A 22,622-nucleotide genomic window follows, 5' to 3' on the forward strand; every position below is an offset into this window, starting at 1 on the left:
TAAAAGGCGAAGCACGTGTGCAATTCCATCCAAAGAGTTGGAGGAAGCACCCTGCTTTTGTGGCGAGGGGATTTATCCCCGTTGGGCTGCGCAGCAGTCCTAATGCCTGTCACTGCGCTATATCAGGCGATCTGCATGCGGTTTTTGGGGCTGCTACGCAGCCCAACGGGGATAAATCCCCTCGCCACAATAATCATTGCGCCTGCTAGCGGTTTCAGGCTCCCCTATAAAGAATTACTTCACGGTCAATGATTTCAAGCCCAGCCCCATGACTCGCTCGTCGCTCCCCAACCCCAGCGCCTTGGGACTGATGGCATCGGGTAATTGGAACTGCACGCGCAACCGCCCATCCGCGCCAATCGTTTCACGAATGGCCGGAGTCAGGAACAGTTCAAGGGTGTTGTCTTGCAAGCGCGTGAACTGCATCGACAGCGCCTCGACACCGTTGATCGAGACCTTCACCCGCTGACGCATGTGCGAGGGCTGCACGAACGCCGCCGCTTCGATCGAGATGGCGCGCGCCTCTGGCGGTATGCGCAAAACAACCTCAGCCTCGGTTCCTTCCGACCAGGTGCCCCACTCCTCGACGCGTCCCCAGCCGTCGGCCAACATGGCGTTGATTCGGCTGAACACTTGGCGCTCACCGATCTTCACCTGCATGTCCAGCGTCTCGTCGGCAAACGGCGGGCATTGGGCGCAAGTTTTCCAGCCCGGCGCCAGCACTACGAGGCCATCGATACGGGTCAACAGGTCGGTTTGGCGGTTGACGGTTTTCGCCGCCTGAAGCGCGGCGCGAGGGTCGAGGATGTACAGCGAATCCGCCGCGTACTGGCCGCTGGCGAGCATCTGCTCAGTGTGTCGCTGGGCCTGCTCGATCGCCCGGTCGCTCATGCGTCCCAGGTACACGCCATCGGTTTCCAGGCCATGCGTCAGGGCGTATTGACTGGTCAGCAGCCAGTTGTCCGGCTGGTTCTGCGGCAACAGCGTCCGGACTTTCGAATAATGTCGGGCCGCGCTGGCCCAGAACGGATCATTCATGGACGTGGGCCAACTCGAGGCGACCGGCGTCATCCGACTGTGACGCAGGCCGGCCCATCCCGCGCGGGTGTCCAGGACTTGTACCACCAGCGCGATAGCCAGCAGACACGCCGCTGCCCGTGGCTTGTTGCCGCGGATCACCGCGAAGATGACGACAAATACGATGGCGTAGAACACCGGCCAGAACATCCGGCCAGCCGCGCGAAAGACGTTTGCCAGAAGCTCGAGGGGCTTGGGCAGCCAGTAATGCATATTCTGCATGCCGATGCCGAGGTGGTTGGTCAGCGAGAACAGCGTCAGTCCGATCAATGCCAACAGCAACAGTCGCCGGTGGCGCACGGCCTTCGCCAGACCGGTATTGCCCTGCAGCAATGCCACGCCGGCGCAGATCGCCAGCAGGAGGACGCCCAATCCCAGGTAATTGAAACCTTCGTAGTCCCCGGGGCCCTGGGGCATGTCGCGCAAGGTGTAAGACCAGCCGCTGGGGTTGACCAGCGACATGACGTTCAGGCGATACAACCCATAACCGCCCGCCACAGTCCCGCCGCCCACGCTGAAATAACCCGCCTGCCAGCAGCAGAACGCGACGAGCAGAAACAAGCCGCACAACTCGACCAAGGCGTTGCGCCGGGATAACCGGGCCTTGACGGTCCGGCTGGCAAGATCGGCCAGCCAGATCAACGCCACCATGGCCAGCAGGTACGCATGCACCAGCGCCGTAGCAGCCAACAATGCGCCCCAGGCCAGCCAACGCTTCTCCAGGCCGGGCCGCAGCGCCAGGTACAGGGCCGCCAGGATCAGGAAGTGCCCGGACAGCGACAGATGCCCGCCCATGCGCAGAAACATCGGCGGCGAAAACACAAACAGGCCTGCCCCCAACAACCTGATCCACGCCGACGGTGTCAGCAGGCCGACGAGCTTCCAGGCGAACCAGGCTTGCAGGATGAAACAGGCCAGCAACCAGAGACCGAAATACTGGAATGTCTCGGGAAGCCAGGCATTGAAGGGTTTGAACACAAACGCCAGCAGCGGATTGGAATCGGAAAAAATGATGCCGTTGCCCAACTCCAAGCCATAGGACGGGTTCATGCCCAACGGAAAGGTCCAAGGCGAACCGCGGAAGAACGCCCAGCCCATATAGTGGGTCGCCGCATCGCCCTCCCCCAGCCAGGCGATGTTCGTCGGGTCCAGGACCCGCGGGCCGATCACCAACAGAAACGCCAACGCGCCCAACAGTATGGGCAACAGGGAAAGCGCGTAATGCTTGCCGCGAGCGGTCATCGATACGTCCAGAAATTATGCAGGATGAAGGTGAACACCGGGATGATCAGCGCGACGGCCGCGATGCCGGCCAGGTAACCCAGGCCGAGGCCCTGGGCCACCCAGGCCACCAGCATTGCCAGCCAGAACCCACCGACCGAGACCACCAGGAACCGGCCAAGAGTCCGCCCATGCAAGCGGCTGGAAAAACTCCAGAGGGTGTTGATCAGGTACGACACCACGGTTGCCACGATAAAAGCGAAACCATTGGCCAGCGGCGGATTTGCCAGGATCAGGTGCACGAACAGCACGGCAGCCACCACATGGACTGCGGTGACCACCAGGCCCGTCATGGCAAAGCGCAAGGCACGTCGCAACAACGGCGAGTGCATCCAGGTCACGGCTTCTGCGCCAGGCAGAACACCGTCAGGCCGGCAATACGATTGGCGCCCATGATCGGACGCTCCAGGCTGCACAGTGACCTCAACACGCCATTGACCAGCGGATGATGCCGCGACAACTGCGATTTGGCCGGCGCCTTGGAGGCACGGCGCTGCAACAGTCGCAGGCCGGCGGCAATGGGGAATACCAGGCCGAAGTAATAGGCGCCCTGCTGGACCTGCAAACCGGCCTGTGCCACGACGGCCTCCAACTGTTTGAGGGTGTAACGGCGCTTGTGCTCGAGAAAATCGTCATGGCCGCTCCAGAGGAACTGGAATGCCGGCACGGTGATCAGGAAGCGGCTGCCGGACGGCACTTTATCGACATAAGACTTGAGCAGCCCCACGTCATCGTCCACGTGCTCCAGCACATCCATCAGCAGCACCAGGTCGGCGTCCAGCGAATCCACCGCTCGACGATAACGCACCGGTTTCCCGGCAGTGCTGGCATCGGAGTCGGTCGGGTAACTGATGTCTACGCACCAGGCCTGGGCCGTTGCGGTATGGGTCAGCAGGTGATGGGAAAAAAAACCCGACCCGGCGCCCACGTCCAGTAGCGTATTGGCTGAAGTGCCCTTGAGCATGTGCAGCATGGCGCGCGCTTTCGACCGGTAGTACCAATGCTGCCCGATATCGGGGCCCAGGATGTCGGTTTCCTTGAGGTCCATGGTCAGTCCTTGGCGTCATAGATGCGCCGCACCAGGAAAATCGGTCGGCGCTTGGATTCGATATAGGTGCGGCCCAGGTATTCACCCAGTACGCCGATGCCGATCAGTTGCAACCCGCCCAGGAAGGTGACCGCCACCATCAGCGAGGCATAACCTGGCAGGTCAACCCCGGAAATCAGGGTTCGCAACACGATGAAGATGGCGAACGCAAAGGACACCAGGGAGACGCAAAGCCCCAGGTAGGTCCAGATACGCAGCGGTTCGGTGCTGAAGCTGGTGATGCCTTCAAGGGCAAAATTCCACAGGCGCCAGCCATTGAACTTGCTTACGCCGGCCGCCCGTTCAGGTCTGACGTAGTCCACGTAGGTGGTCCGGAATCCGACCCAGGCGAACAGCCCTTTCATGAAGCGGCGCGATTCAGGCAGGGTTTGCAACGCATCGACCACGCAGCGATCCATCAAGCGAAAATCGCCGACATTTTCCGGCAACTTGTGATCGGCGATTTTATTGTGCAGCCGGTAAAACCCGTTGGCGGAAACCTGCTTGGCCCAGGAGTCGGAGTCGCGGTTGATCCGGTGCCCCAGCACCACTTCAGCACCGTTGCGCCAATGGGCGATCATTTCCAGGATCACTTCGGGAGGGTCTTGCAAATCGACATCGATCGGCACCACCGCCTGACCACGGGCGGCTTGCAGGCCGGCACTCAACGCCGCCTCCTTGCCAAAGTTGCGACTCAGGTCGACGATCCGGATGCGCGGGTCGGTCTTCTGCCGTTCCAGCAGCAGCACCAATGTGTCGTCCACACTGCCGTCGTTGACGAACACCAGCTCCAGGTCCACCAGCGATTCACGGGCAAAGACCTGGTCGATCCTGGCCATGAACACATCGATGGACTGGGCTTCGTTATAGACCGGAATGACAAGCGAAAGCGCTAGACGACCTTGTAGATCCGCTCCTGGATATTCAGTCACTTGATGGCTCTTTTTCTTATAGTGTTTTCAGTCCCATCGGGCTTCCGGCCCTTGGCGTCGAACCGTATTAAGCAGGACCGGAGAAGGCAACGCAAGGATCAAGCTGGAACTTCAGCGGACCGTCCGTTCGCAACATGACTTTTTTCCCACAGAAAGTCGAATACTCGATCCGGAGTCATACCCAGCAATATTTGATAACCAATGGAAACGAATTTCCCGTAGCCAAAACCACCCACTTGGATAGGCTTGCAGCCACATGTCCAACGCATGTCTTGACTGAATGAATCGCAGGGAGCGAACCCATGTATTTTGAAATCTATCGACAGACCCGAGGCACCCCCAGCACCGGAAAAGGCCAATGGCGCTGGCGCTTGCGAGCCGGCAACCACGAAACGATCGCCAGTGGCGAATCTTATGTGAACAAGAGTGACTGCCTTCACGTCATCGGGCTGATCAAGAATGTCCAGGGTGAAACGCCGGTAAAAGAGATCTGAACTGTGCTGTGTGGGATTGGCCGACAAGCTGCTCGACGAACAGGCAGCTTGCGGGCTCGACCTGAGCTCATCTTCACCGGCTTGTCTGATCATTGTGGCGAGGGGATTTATCCCCGCTGGGCTGCGCAGCAGCCCTAAAGCAGTGAACTCAATCCTCCTGGCACATCGAGTTGCCTGGTTTGGGGGCCGCTGCGCAGCCTAACGGGGATAACCCCCCTCGCCACAGGCTCAATCGCCTCAAGTGAACAGGCGGAGTTTTTTTGCTGTGACGAAAGTTTCCAGGCAGGTAGGGTATACGGACAACAGCAGGAGGCCGGTGCAATGACTCGATCAACCCTCAACCGCGACTGGCTGGTGCGGGCGCCCGAGTCGAGGAACATGGAACGCATCGAGGCCTATTTCAGCGGGCATGGCTATACCACCCATCGCCATGACACCTACGCCATCGGGATTACGCTTTCGGGCGTGCAGAGCTTCAACTACCGCCACAGCAAACGCCACAGTCAGCCCGGCGGAACCATCGTCCTGCACCCGGATGAGGTACACGATGGCGAAGCAGGGACGAGCGAGGGTTTTCGCTACAGGATGTTCTACATAGAACCGTCGGTGATCCAGCAGGTGCTGGGTGGCAGGCCATTGCCTTTCATCGAAGGCGGATTGTCCAGCGACCCGCGCCTCAACATCGCGACACGTCGGCTATTGAACGGCATGGATCATCCCCTCGATCCGCTGGAGGAAGAGGATGCCATCTACGATGTGGCCCAGGCACTCGACATCGCAGCGGGCAACAGACGTGGACGGCGGCTGATCGATTACCCGGCGGCGGAGCGTGCCCGCCTGTTCATCCATGATGCCCTCGACCAGGCGATCACATTGGATGACCTGGTGCAGGCAAGCGGCAGGGATCGATGGAGCCTGTCTCGGGATTTTCGAGCGTTGTACGGCACCAGCCCCTATCGCTACATCACCCAGCGTCGTTTGAACCAAGCCCGTCGCCTGGTATTGCATGGCCTGCCATTGAGTGAAGTGGCCCTGGCCTGTGGCTTTTTCGATCAGAGCCACATGACTCGACTGCATACCCAGGCCTTTGGTATTTCACCGGCACGCTGGCTGAAGATGTTGCGCTGAACACACAGGTTGTACACCGCAAAAAGCTGCACGATCATCCAATACGCCACCTGGCTCTGACAGTAAGGTACAGCTCTCCAACCCCATGAGGAGCTGCCTCGATGCCCCACTACGCCCCCATCAACTTCGCTCAAAAATACGCACTGTTCCACGAACAGTGGGCACCGAAAGTCGTGGCCGAAATGAACGACTACCAATTCAAGATCGCTCGCCTGGAAGGCGATTTCATCTGGCACGCCCACGTCGATACCGACGAAACCTTCATCGTGCTGGAGGGCGAACTGCGTATCGACTTTCGCGACGGTGCGGTGACGATTGGCCCGGGTGAGATGTACGTGGTCAAAAAAGGCGTCGAGCATAAGCCCAGCGCCGCAGAGGAAGTGAAGCTGCTGCTGATCGAGCCACGGGGCGTGCTCAATACCGGGGAAGAAACCAACGAGCGAACGGCGGTCAATGATGTGTGGATCTGATTGAGCCAGGCTCAATCGTATTCAGCTTCCTGGTGATCGCCCAACAATCGCCGCTGGCGCGGTGTCGCGGCCGCCAGAACATCAGGGTTGAACTGCCAATGCAGATAGGGTGAGAACTTCTGCGCAACCATCCGCCGGCCATAGTGCACCTGGAGCAGGTATCGGGTGCGGTCGGCGGTCCGGTTGTCGCTACCGGCGTGCCATAACTCACTGCGCAGTATCAGCACATCGCCCGCCCTGCACAGCACCGGCTGCGCGGGGTGCCCTTGCCATTGCGTTTCGCCCTTCACCGGCGCCCGGCCGGCCTTGTGACTGCCAGGAATGACCTGTGTCGGACTCAAGTCGGCGTCGATGTCATCCAGGTAGAACTGCGCCGTGAAAATCTGCATCGGCAGTTCAAAGGCCGGGTCGGCCAACAGGTCTGGCGGCAGCTCCATCACCAGGTAATCCAAATGCAACGGCGCCCCCCTAAAACCGGGATGGCAGCGCCAGGCCGTCTGACCGATGACATGGCAATCATCGCCCAGGGCCGCCTCGGCCAGTTCGATCACCCCGGCCACGTCCAGGAACGACAGCCAGAACGGATCACGATTGAAGACACATTTGTAATGATCGATGACGCCGCTGTAGTCCCAATGCTGGGGCTTCAATTGGTCGATGGCGTGGCGCAGGTCGGCAACCTGTATGGCGCTCAGTACCGCGGGCAGCAGGACGAAACCGTCCTGATGCAGCGCTTGGAGACTGTCGTTGGTGGCCACCACGCACCTGCCTCAGGTGCGGAAGCGGCCGATCAACCCTGCCAGGTTTTGTGACAGGGTGGAAAGCTGTTGGCTAGCCTGCATGCTCTGGGCGGAATTCGCTGCCGCTTCGTTGGACAAGTCGCGGATGTCGGAAATGTTGCGGGCAATCTCCTCGGTGACGCTGCTCTGCTCCTCACAAGCGTTGGCGATTTGCGCGGCCATGTCATTGATCCGCTGGATCGAGCCGCTGGTGCCACTGAGCACCTGATCGACGCCCGCGGCGCGCTCGACACTGTCACGGGCCTTGCTGCTACCGACTTGCATGGCTTGCACGGCCTTGGCGACACCGCTTTGCAGGCGCTCGATGCGAACCTGGATGTCCTTGGTCGAATCCTGGGTACGTGCCGCCAGGGCCCTGACTTCATCGGCCACGACAGCAAAACCACGGCCTTGCTCGCCCGCTCGTGCCGCCTCGATAGCAGCGTTCAGTGCCAGCAGGTTGGTCTGCTCGGCAATGCCGCGGATCACTTCGAGCACCGCACCGATGCTGGAGGTTTCCTGGGCCAAAGCTTCGATGGTGCCCGAAGCGCTCTCCACTTCCTGGGCCAACTGACGGATCGATTCGATGGTGCTGCTAACCACCTCGGTGCCATCGCGAGACTGACTGCTGGCTTGCTGCGCGGCGTCCGACGCGTTCACGGCATTGTGTGCCACCTCATGCACCGCGGCACTCATCTGGGTCGCGGCGGTACTGACTTGGTCGAGCGCCGCGTGTTCGCTGCTGATCAGTTGATCATTGGTCGCCGCCATATTCGCCATGGCGCGCGCCGCGGCATCGACCTCCCCGGTCACCCGGCCCACTTCGGCAATCAGCGGTTGTAGCTTATCGAGGAAGCGGTTGAACGCACTGCCAAGCTGACCCAACTCATCAGCCGAACGCACTTCGAGACGCCCCTTCAGATCGCCACCGCCCTCGGCGATCTGTTCGACACGGTGCAGCAGTCGACGCATTGGACGCAGCACCACCATCGGCAAGGCTACGACCAGCAGGATGCAACCCAGCAGACCGAGCAACAAGATACCGCCCTGCTGCACCCCAACAGCCTGGCCATGATCAATCGCCGCCTGCCCTTCGCGCAGCGACGCTTCGTCTTCCAGCTCACCCAACTTATCGATGGCATCACGCATGGTGTCGAACTTACTTTCGCCGTCACCAAAACTCAGCGCACTGGCCGCCTGCGGATTGCTCGCGGCCTGCTCGACGACCTGCCGCGAAACCTGCGACCACTGTGCAAAACGATCATTGAACTGACTGACCAGCGCCAACGCCTCGGCGCTGGGTTGCATCGCGGCATATTTCTGCACACGATCATAAGCTTGCTTCAGATTATCCCGATGACTGGCCCGCAGTGCCTCGGAATGACTGCCCGCATTCCCCCCAAGCAGGCTGCGCTCGGCGACAAAGGCCTGGTAGAGATCGCGATCGGCGTTGAGCAACAGGCTAATGGCCGGCAGATAGCGCTTGGTCAGTTGCGTGCTGGACTCCGTCACCTGGCCGATGCCCCGCATGCCCGACCACCCCATCAGCACCAACAGCAGCGCCAGGAACGCAATGGGCAGGGTGATTTTCCAGCGGAAGCCTAGATCGGCGAAAAACCGCAACATGGGGTGACACTCCTTTCATGGGATTAGCTTGCCTATCGGCAGCCATGCCTTGAGCTATAGACCATTAGTCCAATTGTTACAAAGCTTTGGGTGTTGGGAAGGCTGTGTCCATACAGATCGCGGAGTGTGTTCGGCGGGATAAAAAGATGGGCTGGACGCAAGCGTACCGGGGGATTTTTCTGATATCGCCCGCGTCACATTTGGCTTCAATTGCTACCAGTGATGCGAACGTTACCTTCCTCATGATATTGGGGGTAATGAGTAATCAATCCCCAGCTTTCGACGCTGTGTTTGCGGCCAAACGCATTCATCGGCGAATCAGGCGTGACGAAGACGGTGAGCGTGTTGTCGGCTGGACCATTGAACGGCTGTACACGCGCATAGATTTGCATCGTTCGTTGTTTTCCAAGCCCCTTTGGCAGCTGACCATGAACAACCGTATTGGGTAACGGACCGGTGCCATAGAACCCCGTTCCAGCCTGAACCCGCTGATGCAGGTTGATGACATATTTGGGATACAGGACGACACAGCGTCGAACATTGTCCCACTCCACCGGAAGATGATCAGGCAAGGTTGTCAGTGACTGAATCGCCAACCGCAAATCGCTATAGGCTTCTGTTCGCTGCGCTTGCGCAAGCCCCCGTTGAACGCCTGCGGCATGAAGGAACAGCGCTTCGGCCTCGGCACAGGCATCCAGGTTAGGTTTGAGCAAGCGACGCGTCTTGGCAAGCGCGCTGGTCATTGCGACATGGACCATCCGCAACGACTCGAAAAACACATCCTCGGAGGCAAAACGCGAACTGACACCGCTGGTTGGAGCCGGCTCACCCTCCGGATCGAGGCCGGTCAACAACCTGTCCATCAGTTGCTGGTCCGTCAGGGATGGATGATGCCGGGCCAGGACATGACCGCTCTCGCCCTGTCGGGCCCGCACGTTGGCACGCACGCGCAACGCCCGGACTTCTCGACTGACGAGGGCCTCCTGCAAGCTGAGGGCAGCCGGAACAACGTTCATGTTCATGACGTTAAGTCCGTTCATGGGCGGCGGAGGCGGAAACGGGACACCGTTGAGCCCCGCATTCTGCGGGGGTATGACAGCATTTTGCTGAATGCCTGGGGCCTGCTGCTGGACATTCAGATGGCCACCACCTTGCACCACTTGGGCACGTACGGGTGCCGCGCCACCGGCATTTTCTGGAGGGGTCATGTTATTGCCCGTCGTCAGCCAGTTATAGAACTGTTGTACGTAGGCCAAAACTCCATAGATCATCGTTGAGCCCCCAGGAAAATCCTTTTAGACCGTCGAAAACACCTTGCCGGGCGGTTGTCCGTTAACGAGTGCGTTACCAATCAGACTGCCCGCTCTACCCCAATGACCATGCGCAAGCCAAGCAGATGACTGGCTTAAACGCAAATAAGGGAGGATTTCTTTGCTTGTCGGCTCGTGCGCCAAATCCTGGGCTACGTGAAAAAACGGGGGTGAGGTAGGAATCCCTCAGGGACGGACCACGACTTTGAGTTCACATAATCGCCCCGTCTCATAATTGTGGTCTGTCTCACTGTTTTCCCGGGGATAAAAAGTGAGGGACGCAATTGCTGCAGCAGGGAATCTTCTTACGCCAACAAATGACATGCAAAGCTACAAGGCAGGCACTCTGGCGTAGTAGACAGCCGGAGCGGGCCTGGAGCGGACTCAGGTACACACGAATCTGCCTTAAAAAAGCCCTAATCAATGTGACGAAAACGAAAAAGCCCCTGAAATGTTCAACCATTTCAGGGGCTTAGTCACACACAATGATGGCGGAGAGATAGGGATTTGAACCCTAGGTACTGTCGCCAGTACAACGGATTTCGAATCCGTCCCGTTCGGCCACTCCGGCATCTCTCCAGTGGCGCGCATCATACCAGCACATTCGCCGGAAGCGAACCCCCGAGCGAAATTTTTTCCGTGCTATCAGATGCTTGCGTCGATTACAGCGGTACACCCAGGCGATGGGCGACTTCTTCGTAGGCTTCGATGACATCACCGAGGCCTTGGCGGAAGCGGTCCTTGTCCATCTTCTTCTTGGTGTCCTTGTCCCAGAGGCGGCAGCCGTCCGGGCTGAATTCATCGCCCAGGACAATGGAGCCATCGCTGAATACGCCGAATTCAAGCTTGAAGTCCACCAGCAGCAGGCCGGCGTCGTCGAACAGCTTGGTCAGCACTTCGTTGACCTTGAGGGACAGCTCCTTCATGCGGGCCAGTTGCTCGACGGTGCCCCAACCGAATGCCACGACGTGGGATTCGTTGATGAACGGGTCGCCCTTGGCGTCGTCCTTCAGGAACAGCTCGAAGGTGTAGGGGTTGAGCTTCATGCCCTCTTCCACGCCCAGGCGCTTGACCAGGCTGCCGGCGGCGTAGTTACGCACGACGCATTCGACCGGGATCATGTCCAGTTTCTTGACCAGGCATTCGTTGTCACCCAGCAGCTTGTCGAACTGGGTCGGCACGCCGGCGGCCTCGAGCTTCTGCATGATGAAGGCGTTGAACTTGTTGTTCACCATGCCCTTGCGGTCGAGCTGTTCGATGCGCTTGCCGTCGAACGCCGAGGTGTCGTTGCGAAACAGCAGGATCAAGCGGTCAGCGTCGTCGGTCTTGTAAACCGACTTGGCTTTGCCGCGGTAGAGTTCTTCACGTTTTTCCATGATGGGCTCCGCTTGCTAAGTAGTGGGCTAGGCGATATGTCGCCAGTCGAGCCCTGAATCTTGATCGGCCAATTGTAGCCAGTCCGGGTCGCACCCGAGGGTGTCGACAAAACATTGCCGGGCCAGCTGCGGCAGGTTGTTCTTGCTGCTCAGATGGGCCAGGACCAGGTGTTGCAGGCCTTGCCAGCCCAACTCGGCCACCAGGAACGCTGCCTGGTGGTTGTTCAAATGTCCGTGCTCCCCGCCTACCCGCTGCTTGAGAAAGTACGGGTAGTAACCACGGGCCAGCATGTCGCGGCAGTGGTTGGACTCGATCATCAATGCATCGAGGTCCCGGTAACTGTCCATGACCCTGTCGCAGTACGAACCCAGGTCGGTCAACAACCCGAAACGTCGCTCACCGTCGCTGAACACATACTGCGTCGGTTCCCGGGCATCGTGTGCCACGCTGACCACACTGATATCCAGGGCGCCAATGCGCAACTGCTCGCCACCGGCCACGAAACCGGCCGGCTCGATGGGTTTGCGCAGGCCCTCCAGCGTTCCACGGCTCAGGTACACCGGCAGATTGTAGCGCCGAGACAGCAAACCCACGCCATGCACATGGTCGGCATGTTCGTGGGTCACGAGTATCGCGCTCAGTTGCGCTGGGTGCACGCCCAGGCGCAACAGGCGCTTCTCGGTTTCCCGCAGGGAGAAACCACAATCGACCAGCACATACGTACCAGCGCTGGCTACCAGCGTGCCGTTCCCTTGGCTACCGCTGCCGAGAACGGCAAAACGCATCGGATCAGCCCAGGTTGTCCTGAATCACACTCAACACCTTGCGGGCCACATCGGCCGGCGCCACGGTGTTGATGTTCTTCTCGACGGTGACCTGGACGTTATCGCCAACCTTGCTCAGGCGAACCTGATAGCGCTCGGCGCGGGCTTCGATTTCTTCCTTGTCCGGCTTGCTACCGAACAGGCTACCGAAGAAGCCAGGCTTCTCGTCTTTCTTCTCGGCTTTCTCGGCCAGGTTGATGTAGTACAGGCCCAGGCTGCGGTTGATGTCTTCAACGCGCCATTCACCCTGTTCCAGGGCACGACCCACGCTCGACCAGGCACGGTCCAGGTCAGAGCCGACGTTGAGCACCGGGTTGCCGCTGCCGTCTTCGCTCAGGCTGACACGGCTCGGCGCATCGAACTCCTTGGATGCCAGCATCGAGACCGAACCACCCTGCTCCGCGGTACGGCTCATGCTGGCAAGCATGTCGTCCACCAACGCAGCGTCCAGGCCGGTATTGACCGAGCGGTTGGTGAAGGCCACGTCGGCGGTGCTGCCGGCAGGACGCTCAGCGCTGACTACGTAGATTTCACTGGTGTTGCGCTGCACGCCCGGCTCGATACGCACCCGCACGCGGGTTTCGCTGTCGGCCGCGACACCGGCGGCGCTCAGGCGCTTGGCCATGGCGGCGGACAGTTCATCGGAACGCTGCCAGGTGGTGGTGAATTCGCCAGTTTGCGGGCGCTGTTCGTCCAGGCGGAAACCGTTGTCCTGGAAGAACTGGATCGCCACGGGCCAGACTTCGGCCGGTGGATGCTGGCCCATGACCCAACTGGAATCGCCACTCTTCTGCAGGGTGTAGTCGCTGGCGTCGGCCACGGCCGACAGCGGCTGTGGACGCGGGACGATGTATTCACCCTTGACGCTGTCGTCGGCTACGTTGCGCGGGATCGGCAGCAGCGGATCCAGGCGCTTGGCGACGTTGACGTCTGGCGGCAGTTGCATCGGTGCAGTCTGTTGCGCTTGCAGGTAATCGCTACCCCGGTCGCGGAAATAACCTTCCGGCCCCCAGATCCATCCGCAGCCGCTGGTGCTGGAGATAATCAAGGCAAGTGCGGAAAGTCCGGCCATTCGCTTCATGCGTTGTACTTCCTCAATTAAACCAGGACGCCGGACTGGCGCATGGCCTGCCGCAGCGGTTCGTGATAAGGGGTGCTCAGCCAGGTCAGTGGCAGGCGGATGCCTTCGTGCATCAGGCCCATTTCAACCAAGGCCCACTTCACCGGGATCGGGTTGGCTTCGAGAAACAGGTTTTTGTGCAGCGGCATCAGTTTTTCGTTGAGTGCCCGCGCAGTCTCGGCGTCGCCCTTGAGCGCGGCCTCGCACAGGTCGGCCATTTCGCGCGGGGCAACGTTGGCCGTGACGGAGATGTTGCCCTTGCCGCCCAGCAGGATCAGCTCGACCGCGGTCGGATCATCGCCGGACAGTACGATGAAGTCCTTGCTCACGCCATCGAGAATGGCCTTGGCGCGCTTCATGTCGCCGGTGGCTTCCTTGATGCCGATGATGTTCGGCACGGTGGACAGGCGGATCACGGTCTCGGCCTGCATGTCGCAGGAGGTGCGGCCGGGAACGTTATAGAGGATCTGCGGGATGTCGACGGCTTCGGCAATGTGCTTGAAGTGCTGGTACAAGCCTTCCTGGGTCGGCTTGTTGTAGTACGGAACGACCAGCAGGCAGGCGTCGGCACCGGCTTCCTTGGCGTTGCGGGTCAGCTCGACGGCCTCGCGGGTCGAGTTGGCGCCGGTGCCGGCGATGACGGGGATGCGACCGTTGACCTGCTTGACCACGGCACGGATGACTTCGATGTGCTCATTGACGTCGAGGGTTGCCGACTCGCCGGTAGTACCGACGGCGACAATGGCATGGGTGCCGTTCTCAAGGTGGAAGTCCACGAGTTTGCTGAGGCTGGCCCAGTCAAGATGCCCTTGTGCATCCATGGGTGTGACCAGTGCCACCATACTGCCCGCAATCATGAAACCGCTCCTGCCGGAAAAAGAGAGCGGTAATGGTACTGGCGCCAAGATGCTTGTACAAGCGAACTACCATTCCCCTTGGCGATGGTTTTCGCTACCCTTCAGGCTTTGATCGGTACTGATAAGCTCATTCACCGGTTCCCAGCCTCCGTTTTCGTCGCCACAAGCCCCGATCCTGCGTTTGTCCTGGTGCATTCCCGCCGTCCTCGGAATGCAGCGCAACCCCAGGCACAGGGCTTGAGCCGTTCGTTTATCCGGGCCTGACGCCGTGTCGAGCTGCAAAAGTACCGACCGCTCATCGCTTTAGGAATGCTGCATGTCCACCCCCACAGTCCGCGAACAATTCCTTGTTATCAGTGCCCTTGGCGCCAACCCCATGGAGCTGACTAACGTCCTGTGCCGCGCCAGCCATGAAAATCGCTGCGCCGTCGTAACTTCACGCCTGACCCGTCATGGCGAATGCAGTGCGCTCGTGCTTGAGATCTCCGGCAGCTGGGACGCCCTGGCTCGCCTGGAAGGCAGCCTGCCGGTGCTGGCCAAGAAGCATGCCTTCACCGTCAACGTGGTGCGTAGCGCCGCGCTGGAGAACCGTCCCCAGGCCCTGCCCTACGTAGCCTATGTGAGCTCGGCCTACCGCCCGGACATCATCAACGAGCTGTGCCAGTTCTTCATGGACCATCACGTCGAGCTGGAAAACCTGACCTGCGACACCTACCAGGCCCCACAGACCGGCGGCACCATGCTCAATGCCACGTTCACCGTGACCCTGCCGGCCGGTACCCAGATCAGTTGGCTGCGCGATCAGTTCCTGGATTTCGCCGATGCGATGAACCTGGATGCCCTGATCGAACCGTGGCGCCCACAAAACCCAATGTAAGGAAGCGTTCATGGCCGTTGCCGTAGACCAGCCGGTTACCGATTTCCAGGCACCCGCCACCAGCGGGCAAACCGTCAGCCTCGCCGCCCTCAAGGGCAAGCAGGTGGTGATCTACTTCTACCCCAAGGACAGTACTCCCGGCTGCACCACCGAGGGCCAGGGGTTTCGCGACCAGTACGCGCAGTTCCAGGCCGCCAACACCGAAGTGTTCGGCGTCTCCCGGGATAGTCTCAAGTCCCACGAGAACTTCAAGTGCAAACAGGAGTTCCCGTTCGAACTCATCAGCGACAAGGACGAAGCCGTCTGCCAGTTGTTCGACGTGATCAAGCTGAAAAAACTCTATGGCAAGGAATACCTGGGCGTTGATCGCAGCACCTTCCTGATCGACAAGAACGGCGTGCTGCGCCAGGAATGGCGCGGCGTGAAGGTACCGGGGCATGTGGATGCGGTGTTGGCGGCGGCCCAGGCCCTCAACAAAGGCTGAAGTTTTCGCTGCCTGGACTGGCGGCTCGCCCCCACAGGGGCTCTATGGTGCGCCATAGCATTTGTGGGAGCGAGCCTGCTCGCGATGAGGCCAGAAGCCCCACCCCATAGCTACAGCAACGGCGCCACCACCGGCTCCTTGCTCGGCCACGCATCCAGCACAGCCTTGAACAGCGTCGCCAGGGGAATCGCAAAGAACACCCCCCAGAACCCCCACAGCCCGCCAAACAGCAGCACCGCACAGATGATCGCCACCGGATGCAGGTTCACCGCCTCGGAGAACAGCAGCGGGACGAGCACGTTACCGTCCAGCGTCTGGATGATCCCGTAGACCGCCATCAGGTAGATGAACTGATCGCTCCAGCCCCACTGGAACAGCGCAATCAAGGCCACCGGCACGGTCACCACCACGGTGCCGACATAAGGCACCACCACCGAAATGCCCACCAGCAGCGCCAGCAGGGCAGCGTAATTGAGTCCCAGGGCGACGAAGCCGATATAGGTCACGCCGCCACAGATGAAAATCTCGATGACTTTGCCGCGGATGTAGTTGGCGATCTGCCGATTCATCTCCTGGGCCACCCGGGTGATCAGCGCCCGCTCGCGCGGCAGGTAGCCACGAACCCAACGCCCGATCATTTCCCGGTCCTTGAGGAAGAAGAACACCAGGATCGGTACCAGCACCAGGTAGATCATGATGTTGACCAGAAGCGGCAGGCTGGACAGCGAAAACGTCAGCGCCCATTGGCCGAACTTGCCGATCTCACCGCGCACCACTTCGATGGTCTGCAGCACTTGTTCATCGGACACCAGGTGCGGATAGCGCTCAGGCAACAGCAACAGCAGGGACTGCCATTTGGCGAGCATCCCTGGCAACTCATTGAACAAGGTCACCAGTTGATGCCAGAGCAGCGGCACGATCACCACGACAAACACCACCAGCCCACCCATGAACAGGGCGAACACCAACCCGACCGCTGCGGTGCCGGGGAGCCGCAGACGCTCCAGCGTCGTGACCAACCCTTGCATCAGGTACGCCAGCACCATCCCCGCCAACACCGGTGCCAACATGCCACCCAGGGTGAGCACGGCAGTAAAGGCCAGGAACAGCAGCACAGCCAGAACCACAGCCTCTTCATCGGAGAAGTAGCGCTGAATCCAGTCGCGTAACACTTTGAACATTAAAAATCCTTAAGAGACGCTGTTGGTTTTTCAAGCCTTTTTCAGCCAGTAACGGTAGACGCCGTTATCGTCCTCTTCACGCAGCAGCGTATGACCGGCCAATCGGGCGAAGGTGCGGAAATCACGCTGAGAGCCCGCATCCGTGGCAATCACCTTGAGCACACTGCCACTGGCCAGGCGATTGAGCTCCAGCTTGGCCTTGAGTAGCGGCAACGGACAGTTCAGGCCGCTGGCGTCCAGTTCGGCATCGTGGGCTACAGCATCAGTCATGGGTTCACTCCGCGGCAGGTCGTTGAGCGGCCTAGAATATCTGGTCCCGGGCCCGGTGTCCGGCTACAGTAAGGTCTTTGTCGACTAAGGCTTCGTGCATGACATTTCTGCGCCCCACCCTGCTGACGCTCGCTTGCCTGCTTGCCTCACCGGGCTTCGCCGACGACCTGCCGTCACTTGGCGACGCCAGTTCTGCCATCGTCTCGCCGGAACAGGAGCACCAACTGGGCCGCGCCTGGCTGGCCCTGCTGCGCAGCCAGGTTTCACAGCTCAACGATCCACAGCTCAAGGACTACGTCGAATCCAGCGTCTATAAGTTGGTGGAGACCAGCCAGGTCAACGACCGGCGCCTGGAATTCATCCTGATCAACAGCCCGCAGCTCAACGCCTTCGCCGCACCGGGCGGCATCGTCGGGGTCAATGGCGGCCTGTTCCTCAACGCACAGACCGAAGGCGAATACGCCTCGGTCATGGCTCACGAACTCGCGCACTTGTCGCAACGCCACTTTGCCCGCGGTGTGGAAGCCCAGCAACGCATGCAGGTACCGATGATGGCCGCACTGCTGGCCGGCATCGTGATTGCCGCCGCCGGTGGCGGTGACGCCGGGATCGCGGCCATTGCCGGGACCCAGGCCGCCGCCATTCAAGAACAACGGCGCTTTTCCCGTCAGAACGAACAGGAAGCCGACCGTATCGGCATCCAGAACCTGGAGAAAGCCGGCTACGATCCGCGCTCCATGCCGACCATGTTCGAGCGCCTGATGCGTCAGTACCGGTTCGACGCCAGGCCGCCGGAATTCCTGCTGACTCACCCGGTGACCGAGTCCCGGATCGCCGACACCCGCAACCGCGCCGAACAGGCCAAGCCGGGCGGCATCGAGGACAGTGTGCGTTATCAACTGATTCGCGCTCGGGTCCAGTTGATCTATGAAGAAACCCCGGGCCTGGGCGCCAAGCGCTTCCGGGCACAGCTGGATGAGAACCCAAAGAACGACGTGGCGCGCTATGGCCTGGCGATCGCGCAGATCAAGGGCGGCCAGTTGAATGAAGCACGGGAGAATCTCAAGCCGTTGCTGGCCAAATCACCCAACGAGATCATCTACAACCTCGCCCAGGTGGACCTGGACATCACCAGTAACAAGCTGGCCGACGCTCAAGCCCGTGTCGACCGGATGCTGAGCCAATACCCGGGCAACTATCCGCTCAACCAGGTGCGCGTCGACCTGCTGCTCAAGCAGAACCGCCCTGCCGATGCCGAGAAAGCCCTGGAAACCTTGCTCAAGACCCGCCCGGACGATCCGGACGTCTGGTACATGGTGGCCGAGACCCGCGGGCTGTCAGGCAACATCATTGGCCTGCACCAGGCCCGTGCCGAGTACTTCGCCCTGGTGGGCGATTACCGTCAGGCCATCCAGCAACTGGACTTCGCCAAACGCCGCGCCGGCACCAACTTCCCCTTGTCGTCACGCATCGATGCCCGTCAACGGGAGCTCATGGAGCAGGAACGCATGGTCAAGGACATGATGGGCTGAGCATTGGCCAGGCAATAAAAAACCGCCTCTCTCGAGGCGGTTTTTTATGAGCCGCTAACCGGTCATTCGGCCAGCTTGAAGGTAATGAAGCTCGCACGTCCCTGGCGCAGGACCCGCATCGACACCGAACGATTCTTCGGCAACGCCTTGGCAATGTCGGTGAATTCCTTGGCGGAACCGATGGCCTGGTTGTTCAGGTGCGTGATGATGTCGCCTGGCTGAAGGCCGATCATCGCGGCAGGACCATCCTGCACTTCCTTGATCAACACGCCGCCCTGCAGTTCCAGGGTGCGTTTCTGCTCTTCGGTCAGTTCGGCCACCGCAACACCCAGACGGTTGCTGCTACGCTCGACGCCAGACTTGGGCAGCGAATCCAGCTCCTTGCCTTCTTCAGGAATGGCCCCAACGGTCAATTCGACGTTCTTGCGCTTGCCTTCGCGAATCACTTCCAGATTGGCCTTGGCACCGGCCTTGAGGGCACCCACCAAGTGCGGCAGGTCGGCGGACATGACGATCGGTTGACCGTTCATGCTCAGGATCACATCACCCACTTGCAGACCGCCCTTGGCAGCCGGGCCACCTTCCTGGATCTGCGCCACCAGTGCACCGGCAGGTTTCTCCAACCCGAACGACTCGGCCAGGTCCTTGTTCACTTCCTGGATCACCACACCCAACCAGCCACGGCTGACCTTGCCTTCGCTTTTCAGTTGGTTGGAGACATCCATGGCAACGTCGATCGGAATCGCGAAAGACACCCCCATGAAGCCGCCCGAGCGGGTATAGATCTGGGAGTTGATGCCGACCACTTCACCCGCGAGGTTGAACAGCGGGCCACCGGAGTTACCCGGGTTGATCGGCACGTCGGTCTGGATGAACGGCACGTAGTTTTCGTTCGGCAGGCTGCGACCGATGGCGCTGACAATCCCCTGGGTCACGGTGTGGTCGAAGCCGAACGGCGAACCGATGGCCACGACCCATTGGCCGGCCTTCAAGTCCTGGGATTTGCCCAGCTTGAGCACTGGCAGGTCCTTGCCCTCGATTTTCAACAGCGCCACGTCGGAACGTGGATCGGTGCCGATCAACTTGGCCTTGAGCTCACTGCGATCGGCCAGGCGCACCAGGATTTCGTCAGCATCGGCGATCACATGGTTGTTGGTCAGGATGTAGCCGTCAGGCGAAATGATGAAACCCGAACCCAGGGATTGCGCTTCACGCTGGCGACCGCCGCCAGGGGAACGTGGCTGCTGCGGCATTCCGCGCTCGAAGAACTCCCGCAGCATCGGCGGCAAGCCTTCCAGGTCCGGCATCTGCTGGTCCGATACACGGCGATCCGGCAGTTTCTGGGTGGTGCTGATGTTCACCACAGCGGGCGACGCCTGCTCGACCAGTTGCGTGAAATCGGGCAATTCGACCGCCACGGCAGGAACGGCCTGGCCGAGCACAAGCACGGTGGCAAAAATGGAGAGATAGGTTTTCAAGCGTGGTATCGACATACGGCTCCCGTTACGACGAGCATGGTTAAGCGATATGGAGCAAGGAATACCAGGGAAAGATACGCCGGTATTTTTGTTCCGGGAACAGACAAGGCCAGGGCCGAGCGGCTCTGACCTATAGAAAAAAAGCTGGGATTTTGCAAATGAAAATGCTGACAGGAAGTTTCGGCATTTCGATCAAGCCCTGGCATCATCAGCCTCTCGCGCAATCGAGCCACCCGTGCAGTCAGCAGGCTATTGGGTCGCCGTGACGTCGGAACGCATGGAAAGCGCGATCCGTTCCGCCGTACCGATAGGAATCTCACCGACCACCGTGACCATCATTTCGCCTTGGGGCGTCGTGAGTCTACGGGAGACGGCAGCCGTCGGGCCGAGTTGAGTGCGGGTATCGGTGGCGTTGGCACCGTTCAACGGCTCCAGGAACACCGAAAAGCGCGCCAGGCCATCATCGTACATCAAGCTGTTGACTTGGATCTGGGTGTCCGGGTCCTTGCGCGCAGCACTGCTAATCAGTTCAAAGCCAGGCGGAAGCCAGTCAGAGTGCCAGGCGGTTTTCACCGCGACGGCCTTGCCCGGATCCTGCGCGACAGCCTTGCATTCGGCGCTGACTTGCAGATCACCGTCTGTCGGTGCGCCAACGTTCAAGCGGGTGAATTGGAAACGTTCGAGCAACTGGCCCTTGTCATTGAGCAACAGGGATTTGAGCGGCAGGCCGGTCTCCTTATCCAGGTGCAGCTCGAAGCCATAGCGATGCTGGTCCTTGGGCGTCAACGCAACAATGACCGCTTGACGCCCGGCCACGCGCGACTTGCCGATGACGGCAAGGTCATACCAATTCTTGAGTTTCTGCGGATCGAGCGTACGTGAGGAGCCATCAGGTGTATTGCCCAGCCCCGCGATCAAGGAGCCGCTGACGCATTGAGTATGCCCATCAATGCGCAGGACTTCCTGTGCCGAGCCGTCGAGCTGGAGTAACCGCTCGCGGACTTTGCCATCCTGGACACGATGCCAGATGTTATGGGTAGAGAAACTACCGTTGCGCTCATAAACAAAAGTGCCCTGGAAGCTCTGCTGTTGCTCGGCTTGACTCAGGCGGTTCAACCAATCCTGCGCCTCATCGGCATAGGCTGGAATCGCACACCAGCCACCAAGCAGAAGCGTGAATAGAGGTATGGCGCGCAATGGTTTTCCTTATTAACGGTTTTCCAGGCTGGCTGCACGGGCGTAAGGCAGCGCGCTTTCAGTACCTTTCAGGGCAGCTTGCTGAGCATGCTGACGCAGGTAGTTGGGCAGACGCTGATCATGCCAGCCAGGTTGGCCTTGCAGGACACCATTGACCATCGGGCCTGCGGTTTCCGAGCTCTCGCTGTAACCGGCCAGTACCGCTGGGCCCTTGACCTGTGGAGCGGCCAGGCTTGGCTGGTTGGACTGCTGCGCCATCTGCACGCCGGCAATCTCATCCTGATTGTACAGGCGCACACCGGCCAGCACGGCCACGGTGACCGAAGCGGCTACCGCCAGGCGACCCAGGCTGCGCCATGGTCCGCGAGAAGCTTTTGCCGGTACGGCTTCGTCAGCCAATGCAGCAGAAACGGCCGCAGCGATGTCCAGGCGTGGAAGCAGCAAGTCCTTGTGCATCACCGCCCGGGCGATCTGGTAACGAGCCCAGGTCTCACGGGTTTCAACATCGTCGAAGGCATTCAATACCCGACGCAATTCCAGTTCGTCCGCTTCGTTATCCATCACCGCGGACAGCGATTCCTGCAGGGCTTCACGACTCATGGCGTTCCTCTCTTGGCTGTCGCCGCTGTCTCTAGTTTTCCTGCAACAAAGGTTGCAGGGCTTTATCAATGGCCTCCCGAGCGCGGAAGATCCGGGAGCGCACGGTGCCTACAGGACATTGCATGACGCTCGCAATGTCTTCGTAACTCAGACCGTCGAACTCACGTAAAGTTAAAGCCGTACGCAAATCTTCGGGCAGTTGCTGGATAGTTCGATGGACAGTGCCTTCGATCTCATCCCGCAGCAACGCACGTTCCGGTGACTCGAGATCCTTGAGGCCATGATCGCCATCATAGAACTCGGCATCCTCAGAACTTACATCGCTATCCGGCGGCCGGCGGCCGCGTGAAACCAGATAGTTTTTCGCCGTGTTGATGGCGATGCGGTAAAGCCACGTGTAAAACGCGCTGTCCCCGCGAAAATTACCAAGTGCGCGGTAGGCCTTGATGAAGGCTTCCTGAGCGACATCCTGCGCTTCATGGGTGTCGTGCACGAAACGCACGATCAACCCGAGAATTTTGTGCTGGTATTTCAGCACTAGCAGATCGAAAGCTCGCTTGTCGCCGCGTTGAACGCGCTCGACCAGCTGCTGATCCTCTTCCTGGGTTAGCATGAACACTCCTCGATAAGCTCGAAGGAGG

Annotated in this window: 23 protein-coding genes, 1 tRNA gene and 1 pseudogene; 6 read left to right on the top strand and 19 right to left on the bottom strand. The window is 60.0% G+C overall.

Annotated elements, in window-relative coordinates:
• Window positions 1–234 precede the first annotated feature (234 nt).
• From AC30D9_RS26065 to AC30D9_RS26080, 4 genes are read right to left on the bottom strand one after another with little or no spacing between them, the layout of a single operon-like run.
• Entirely contained in the window at window positions 235–2,319 is a 2,085-nt protein-coding gene (locus tag AC30D9_RS26065; RefSeq protein ID WP_490145143.1) for a DUF6311 domain-containing protein, read from the bottom strand.
• A complete protein-coding gene (locus tag AC30D9_RS26070; protein WP_490145156.1) occupies window positions 2,316–2,690 on the bottom strand; it encodes a GtrA family protein in 375 nt (124 codons plus the stop codon). The genes AC30D9_RS26065 and AC30D9_RS26070 overlap by 4 nt, the downstream gene beginning before the upstream one ends.
• Window positions 2,691–2,695: 5 nt before the next feature.
• The gene (locus AC30D9_RS26075; RefSeq protein ID WP_307571587.1) at window positions 2,696–3,406 is read right to left on the bottom strand and encodes a class I SAM-dependent methyltransferase; all 711 of its coding nucleotides are present in this window, start codon (window positions 3,404–3,406) and stop codon (window positions 2,696–2,698) included.
• Window positions 3,407–3,408: 2 nt separating this feature from the next.
• Complete coding sequence (locus tag AC30D9_RS26080) at window positions 3,409–4,377, bottom strand: glycosyltransferase family 2 protein (protein ID WP_490145144.1); 969 nt, start codon at window positions 4,375–4,377, stop codon at window positions 3,409–3,411.
• 302 nt (window positions 4,378–4,679) lie between these two features.
• Here AC30D9_RS26080 and AC30D9_RS26085 point away from each other — a divergent pair, with 302 nt between their 5' ends.
• The 3 genes from AC30D9_RS26085 to AC30D9_RS26095 all read left to right on the top strand — a co-directional run bounded on the left by AC30D9_RS26085 (window position 4,680) and on the right by AC30D9_RS26095 (window position 6,469).
• The gene (locus AC30D9_RS26085) at window positions 4,680–4,871 is read left to right on the top strand and encodes a YegP family protein (protein WP_014337049.1); all 192 of its coding nucleotides are present in this window, start codon (window positions 4,680–4,682) and stop codon (window positions 4,869–4,871) included.
• A 321-nt stretch (window positions 4,872–5,192) separates the two neighbouring features.
• Window positions 5,193–5,999 carry an AraC family transcriptional regulator gene (locus tag AC30D9_RS26090; protein ID WP_134923202.1) on the top strand — a complete coding sequence of 269 codons (807 nt, stop codon included), beginning with the start codon at window positions 5,193–5,195 and terminating at the stop codon, window positions 5,997–5,999.
• A 101-nt stretch (window positions 6,000–6,100) separates the two neighbouring features.
• Complete coding sequence (locus AC30D9_RS26095) at window positions 6,101–6,469, top strand: cupin domain-containing protein (RefSeq protein ID WP_134923201.1); 369 nt, start codon at window positions 6,101–6,103, stop codon at window positions 6,467–6,469.
• 11 nt (window positions 6,470–6,480) lie between these two features.
• Here the strand turns inward: AC30D9_RS26095 and AC30D9_RS26100 are convergent, their stop codons facing one another.
• The 9 genes and pseudogenes from AC30D9_RS26100 to dapA form a co-directional block, all read right to left on the bottom strand.
• Entirely contained in the window at window positions 6,481–7,227 is a 747-nt protein-coding gene (locus AC30D9_RS26100; RefSeq protein WP_307571591.1) for a phytanoyl-CoA dioxygenase family protein, read from the bottom strand.
• Window positions 7,228–7,239: 12 nt separating this feature from the next.
• Window positions 7,240–8,028 carry a methyl-accepting chemotaxis protein gene (locus tag AC30D9_RS26105; RefSeq protein ID WP_373459154.1) on the bottom strand — a complete coding sequence of 263 codons (789 nt, stop codon included), beginning with the start codon at window positions 8,026–8,028 and terminating at the stop codon, window positions 7,240–7,242.
• Window positions 8,029–8,097: 69 nt separating this feature from the next.
• Window positions 8,098–8,874: pseudogene (locus tag AC30D9_RS26110) on the bottom strand (MCP four helix bundle domain-containing protein); the annotation flags it as partial.
• A 206-nt stretch (window positions 8,875–9,080) separates the two neighbouring features.
• A complete protein-coding gene (locus tag AC30D9_RS26115) occupies window positions 9,081–10,145 on the bottom strand; it encodes a hypothetical protein (protein WP_490145145.1) in 1,065 nt (354 codons plus the stop codon).
• Window positions 10,146–10,673: 528 nt separating this feature from the next.
• Window positions 10,674–10,763 (bottom strand) — tRNA-Ser (locus tag AC30D9_RS26120).
• An 83-nt stretch (window positions 10,764–10,846) separates the two neighbouring features.
• Window positions 10,847–11,560, bottom strand: coding sequence for a phosphoribosylaminoimidazolesuccinocarboxamide synthase (purC, locus tag AC30D9_RS26125; protein ID WP_490145146.1), 714 nt, complete (start codon window positions 11,558–11,560; stop codon window positions 10,847–10,849).
• A gap of 27 nt (window positions 11,561–11,587) precedes the next feature.
• Window positions 11,588–12,346 carry an MBL fold metallo-hydrolase gene (locus AC30D9_RS26130; RefSeq protein ID WP_134923197.1) on the bottom strand — a complete coding sequence of 253 codons (759 nt, stop codon included), beginning with the start codon at window positions 12,344–12,346 and terminating at the stop codon, window positions 11,588–11,590.
• 4 nt (window positions 12,347–12,350) lie between these two features.
• On the bottom strand, window positions 12,351–13,466 hold the full coding sequence (gene bamC, locus AC30D9_RS26135) for an NlpB/DapX family lipoprotein (RefSeq protein WP_134923196.1): 1,116 nt from the start codon (window positions 13,464–13,466) through the stop codon (window positions 12,351–12,353).
• A gap of 17 nt (window positions 13,467–13,483) precedes the next feature.
• The gene (gene dapA, locus AC30D9_RS26140) at window positions 13,484–14,362 is read right to left on the bottom strand and encodes a 4-hydroxy-tetrahydrodipicolinate synthase (protein WP_176688484.1); all 879 of its coding nucleotides are present in this window, start codon (window positions 14,360–14,362) and stop codon (window positions 13,484–13,486) included.
• Window positions 14,363–14,678: 316 nt separating this feature from the next.
• Between dapA and AC30D9_RS26145 the strand changes: the two genes are divergently transcribed.
• Window positions 14,679–15,239: a glycine cleavage system transcriptional repressor gene (locus AC30D9_RS26145; protein ID WP_003184325.1), complete on the top strand. Its 561-nt coding sequence runs from the start codon at window positions 14,679–14,681 to the stop codon at window positions 15,237–15,239.
• Window positions 15,240–15,249: 10 nt separating this feature from the next.
• Entirely contained in the window at window positions 15,250–15,723 is a 474-nt protein-coding gene (locus AC30D9_RS26150; protein ID WP_046065124.1) for a peroxiredoxin, read from the top strand.
• Between the two features lie 110 nt (window positions 15,724–15,833).
• On the opposite strand, the gene AC30D9_RS26155 is transcribed toward AC30D9_RS26150, so the two are convergent.
• A complete protein-coding gene (locus tag AC30D9_RS26155; RefSeq protein WP_134923193.1) occupies window positions 15,834–16,904 on the bottom strand; it encodes an AI-2E family transporter in 1,071 nt (356 codons plus the stop codon).
• A 30-nt stretch (window positions 16,905–16,934) separates the two neighbouring features.
• Window positions 16,935–17,174: a sulfurtransferase TusA family protein gene (locus tag AC30D9_RS26160; RefSeq protein WP_014337032.1), complete on the bottom strand. Its 240-nt coding sequence runs from the start codon at window positions 17,172–17,174 to the stop codon at window positions 16,935–16,937.
• 98 nt (window positions 17,175–17,272) lie between these two features.
• Here AC30D9_RS26160 and AC30D9_RS26165 point away from each other — a divergent pair, with 98 nt between their 5' ends.
• The gene (locus AC30D9_RS26165; protein WP_307571595.1) at window positions 17,273–18,706 is read left to right on the top strand and encodes a M48 family metalloprotease; all 1,434 of its coding nucleotides are present in this window, start codon (window positions 17,273–17,275) and stop codon (window positions 18,704–18,706) included.
• A 62-nt stretch (window positions 18,707–18,768) separates the two neighbouring features.
• Here AC30D9_RS26165 and AC30D9_RS26170 read toward each other — a convergent pair whose 3' ends face one another.
• The 4 genes from AC30D9_RS26170 to rpoE form a co-directional block, all read right to left on the bottom strand.
• Window positions 18,769–20,199, bottom strand: coding sequence for a DegQ family serine endoprotease (locus AC30D9_RS26170; RefSeq protein ID WP_490145147.1), 1,431 nt, complete (start codon window positions 20,197–20,199; stop codon window positions 18,769–18,771).
• A 234-nt stretch (window positions 20,200–20,433) separates the two neighbouring features.
• Window positions 20,434–21,381, bottom strand: coding sequence for a MucB/RseB C-terminal domain-containing protein (locus AC30D9_RS26175; protein ID WP_134923189.1), 948 nt, complete (start codon window positions 21,379–21,381; stop codon window positions 20,434–20,436).
• Window positions 21,382–21,393: 12 nt separating this feature from the next.
• A complete protein-coding gene (locus AC30D9_RS26180) occupies window positions 21,394–21,981 on the bottom strand; it encodes a sigma-E factor negative regulatory protein (RefSeq protein ID WP_109755889.1) in 588 nt (195 codons plus the stop codon).
• 31 nt (window positions 21,982–22,012) lie between these two features.
• Window positions 22,013–22,594 carry an RNA polymerase sigma factor RpoE/AlgU gene (gene rpoE, locus AC30D9_RS26185; protein WP_003172477.1) on the bottom strand — a complete coding sequence of 194 codons (582 nt, stop codon included), beginning with the start codon at window positions 22,592–22,594 and terminating at the stop codon, window positions 22,013–22,015.
• Window positions 22,595–22,622 lie beyond the last annotated feature (28 nt).

The sequence above is a fragment of the Pseudomonas sp. DF11 genome, from assembly GCF_058148565.1.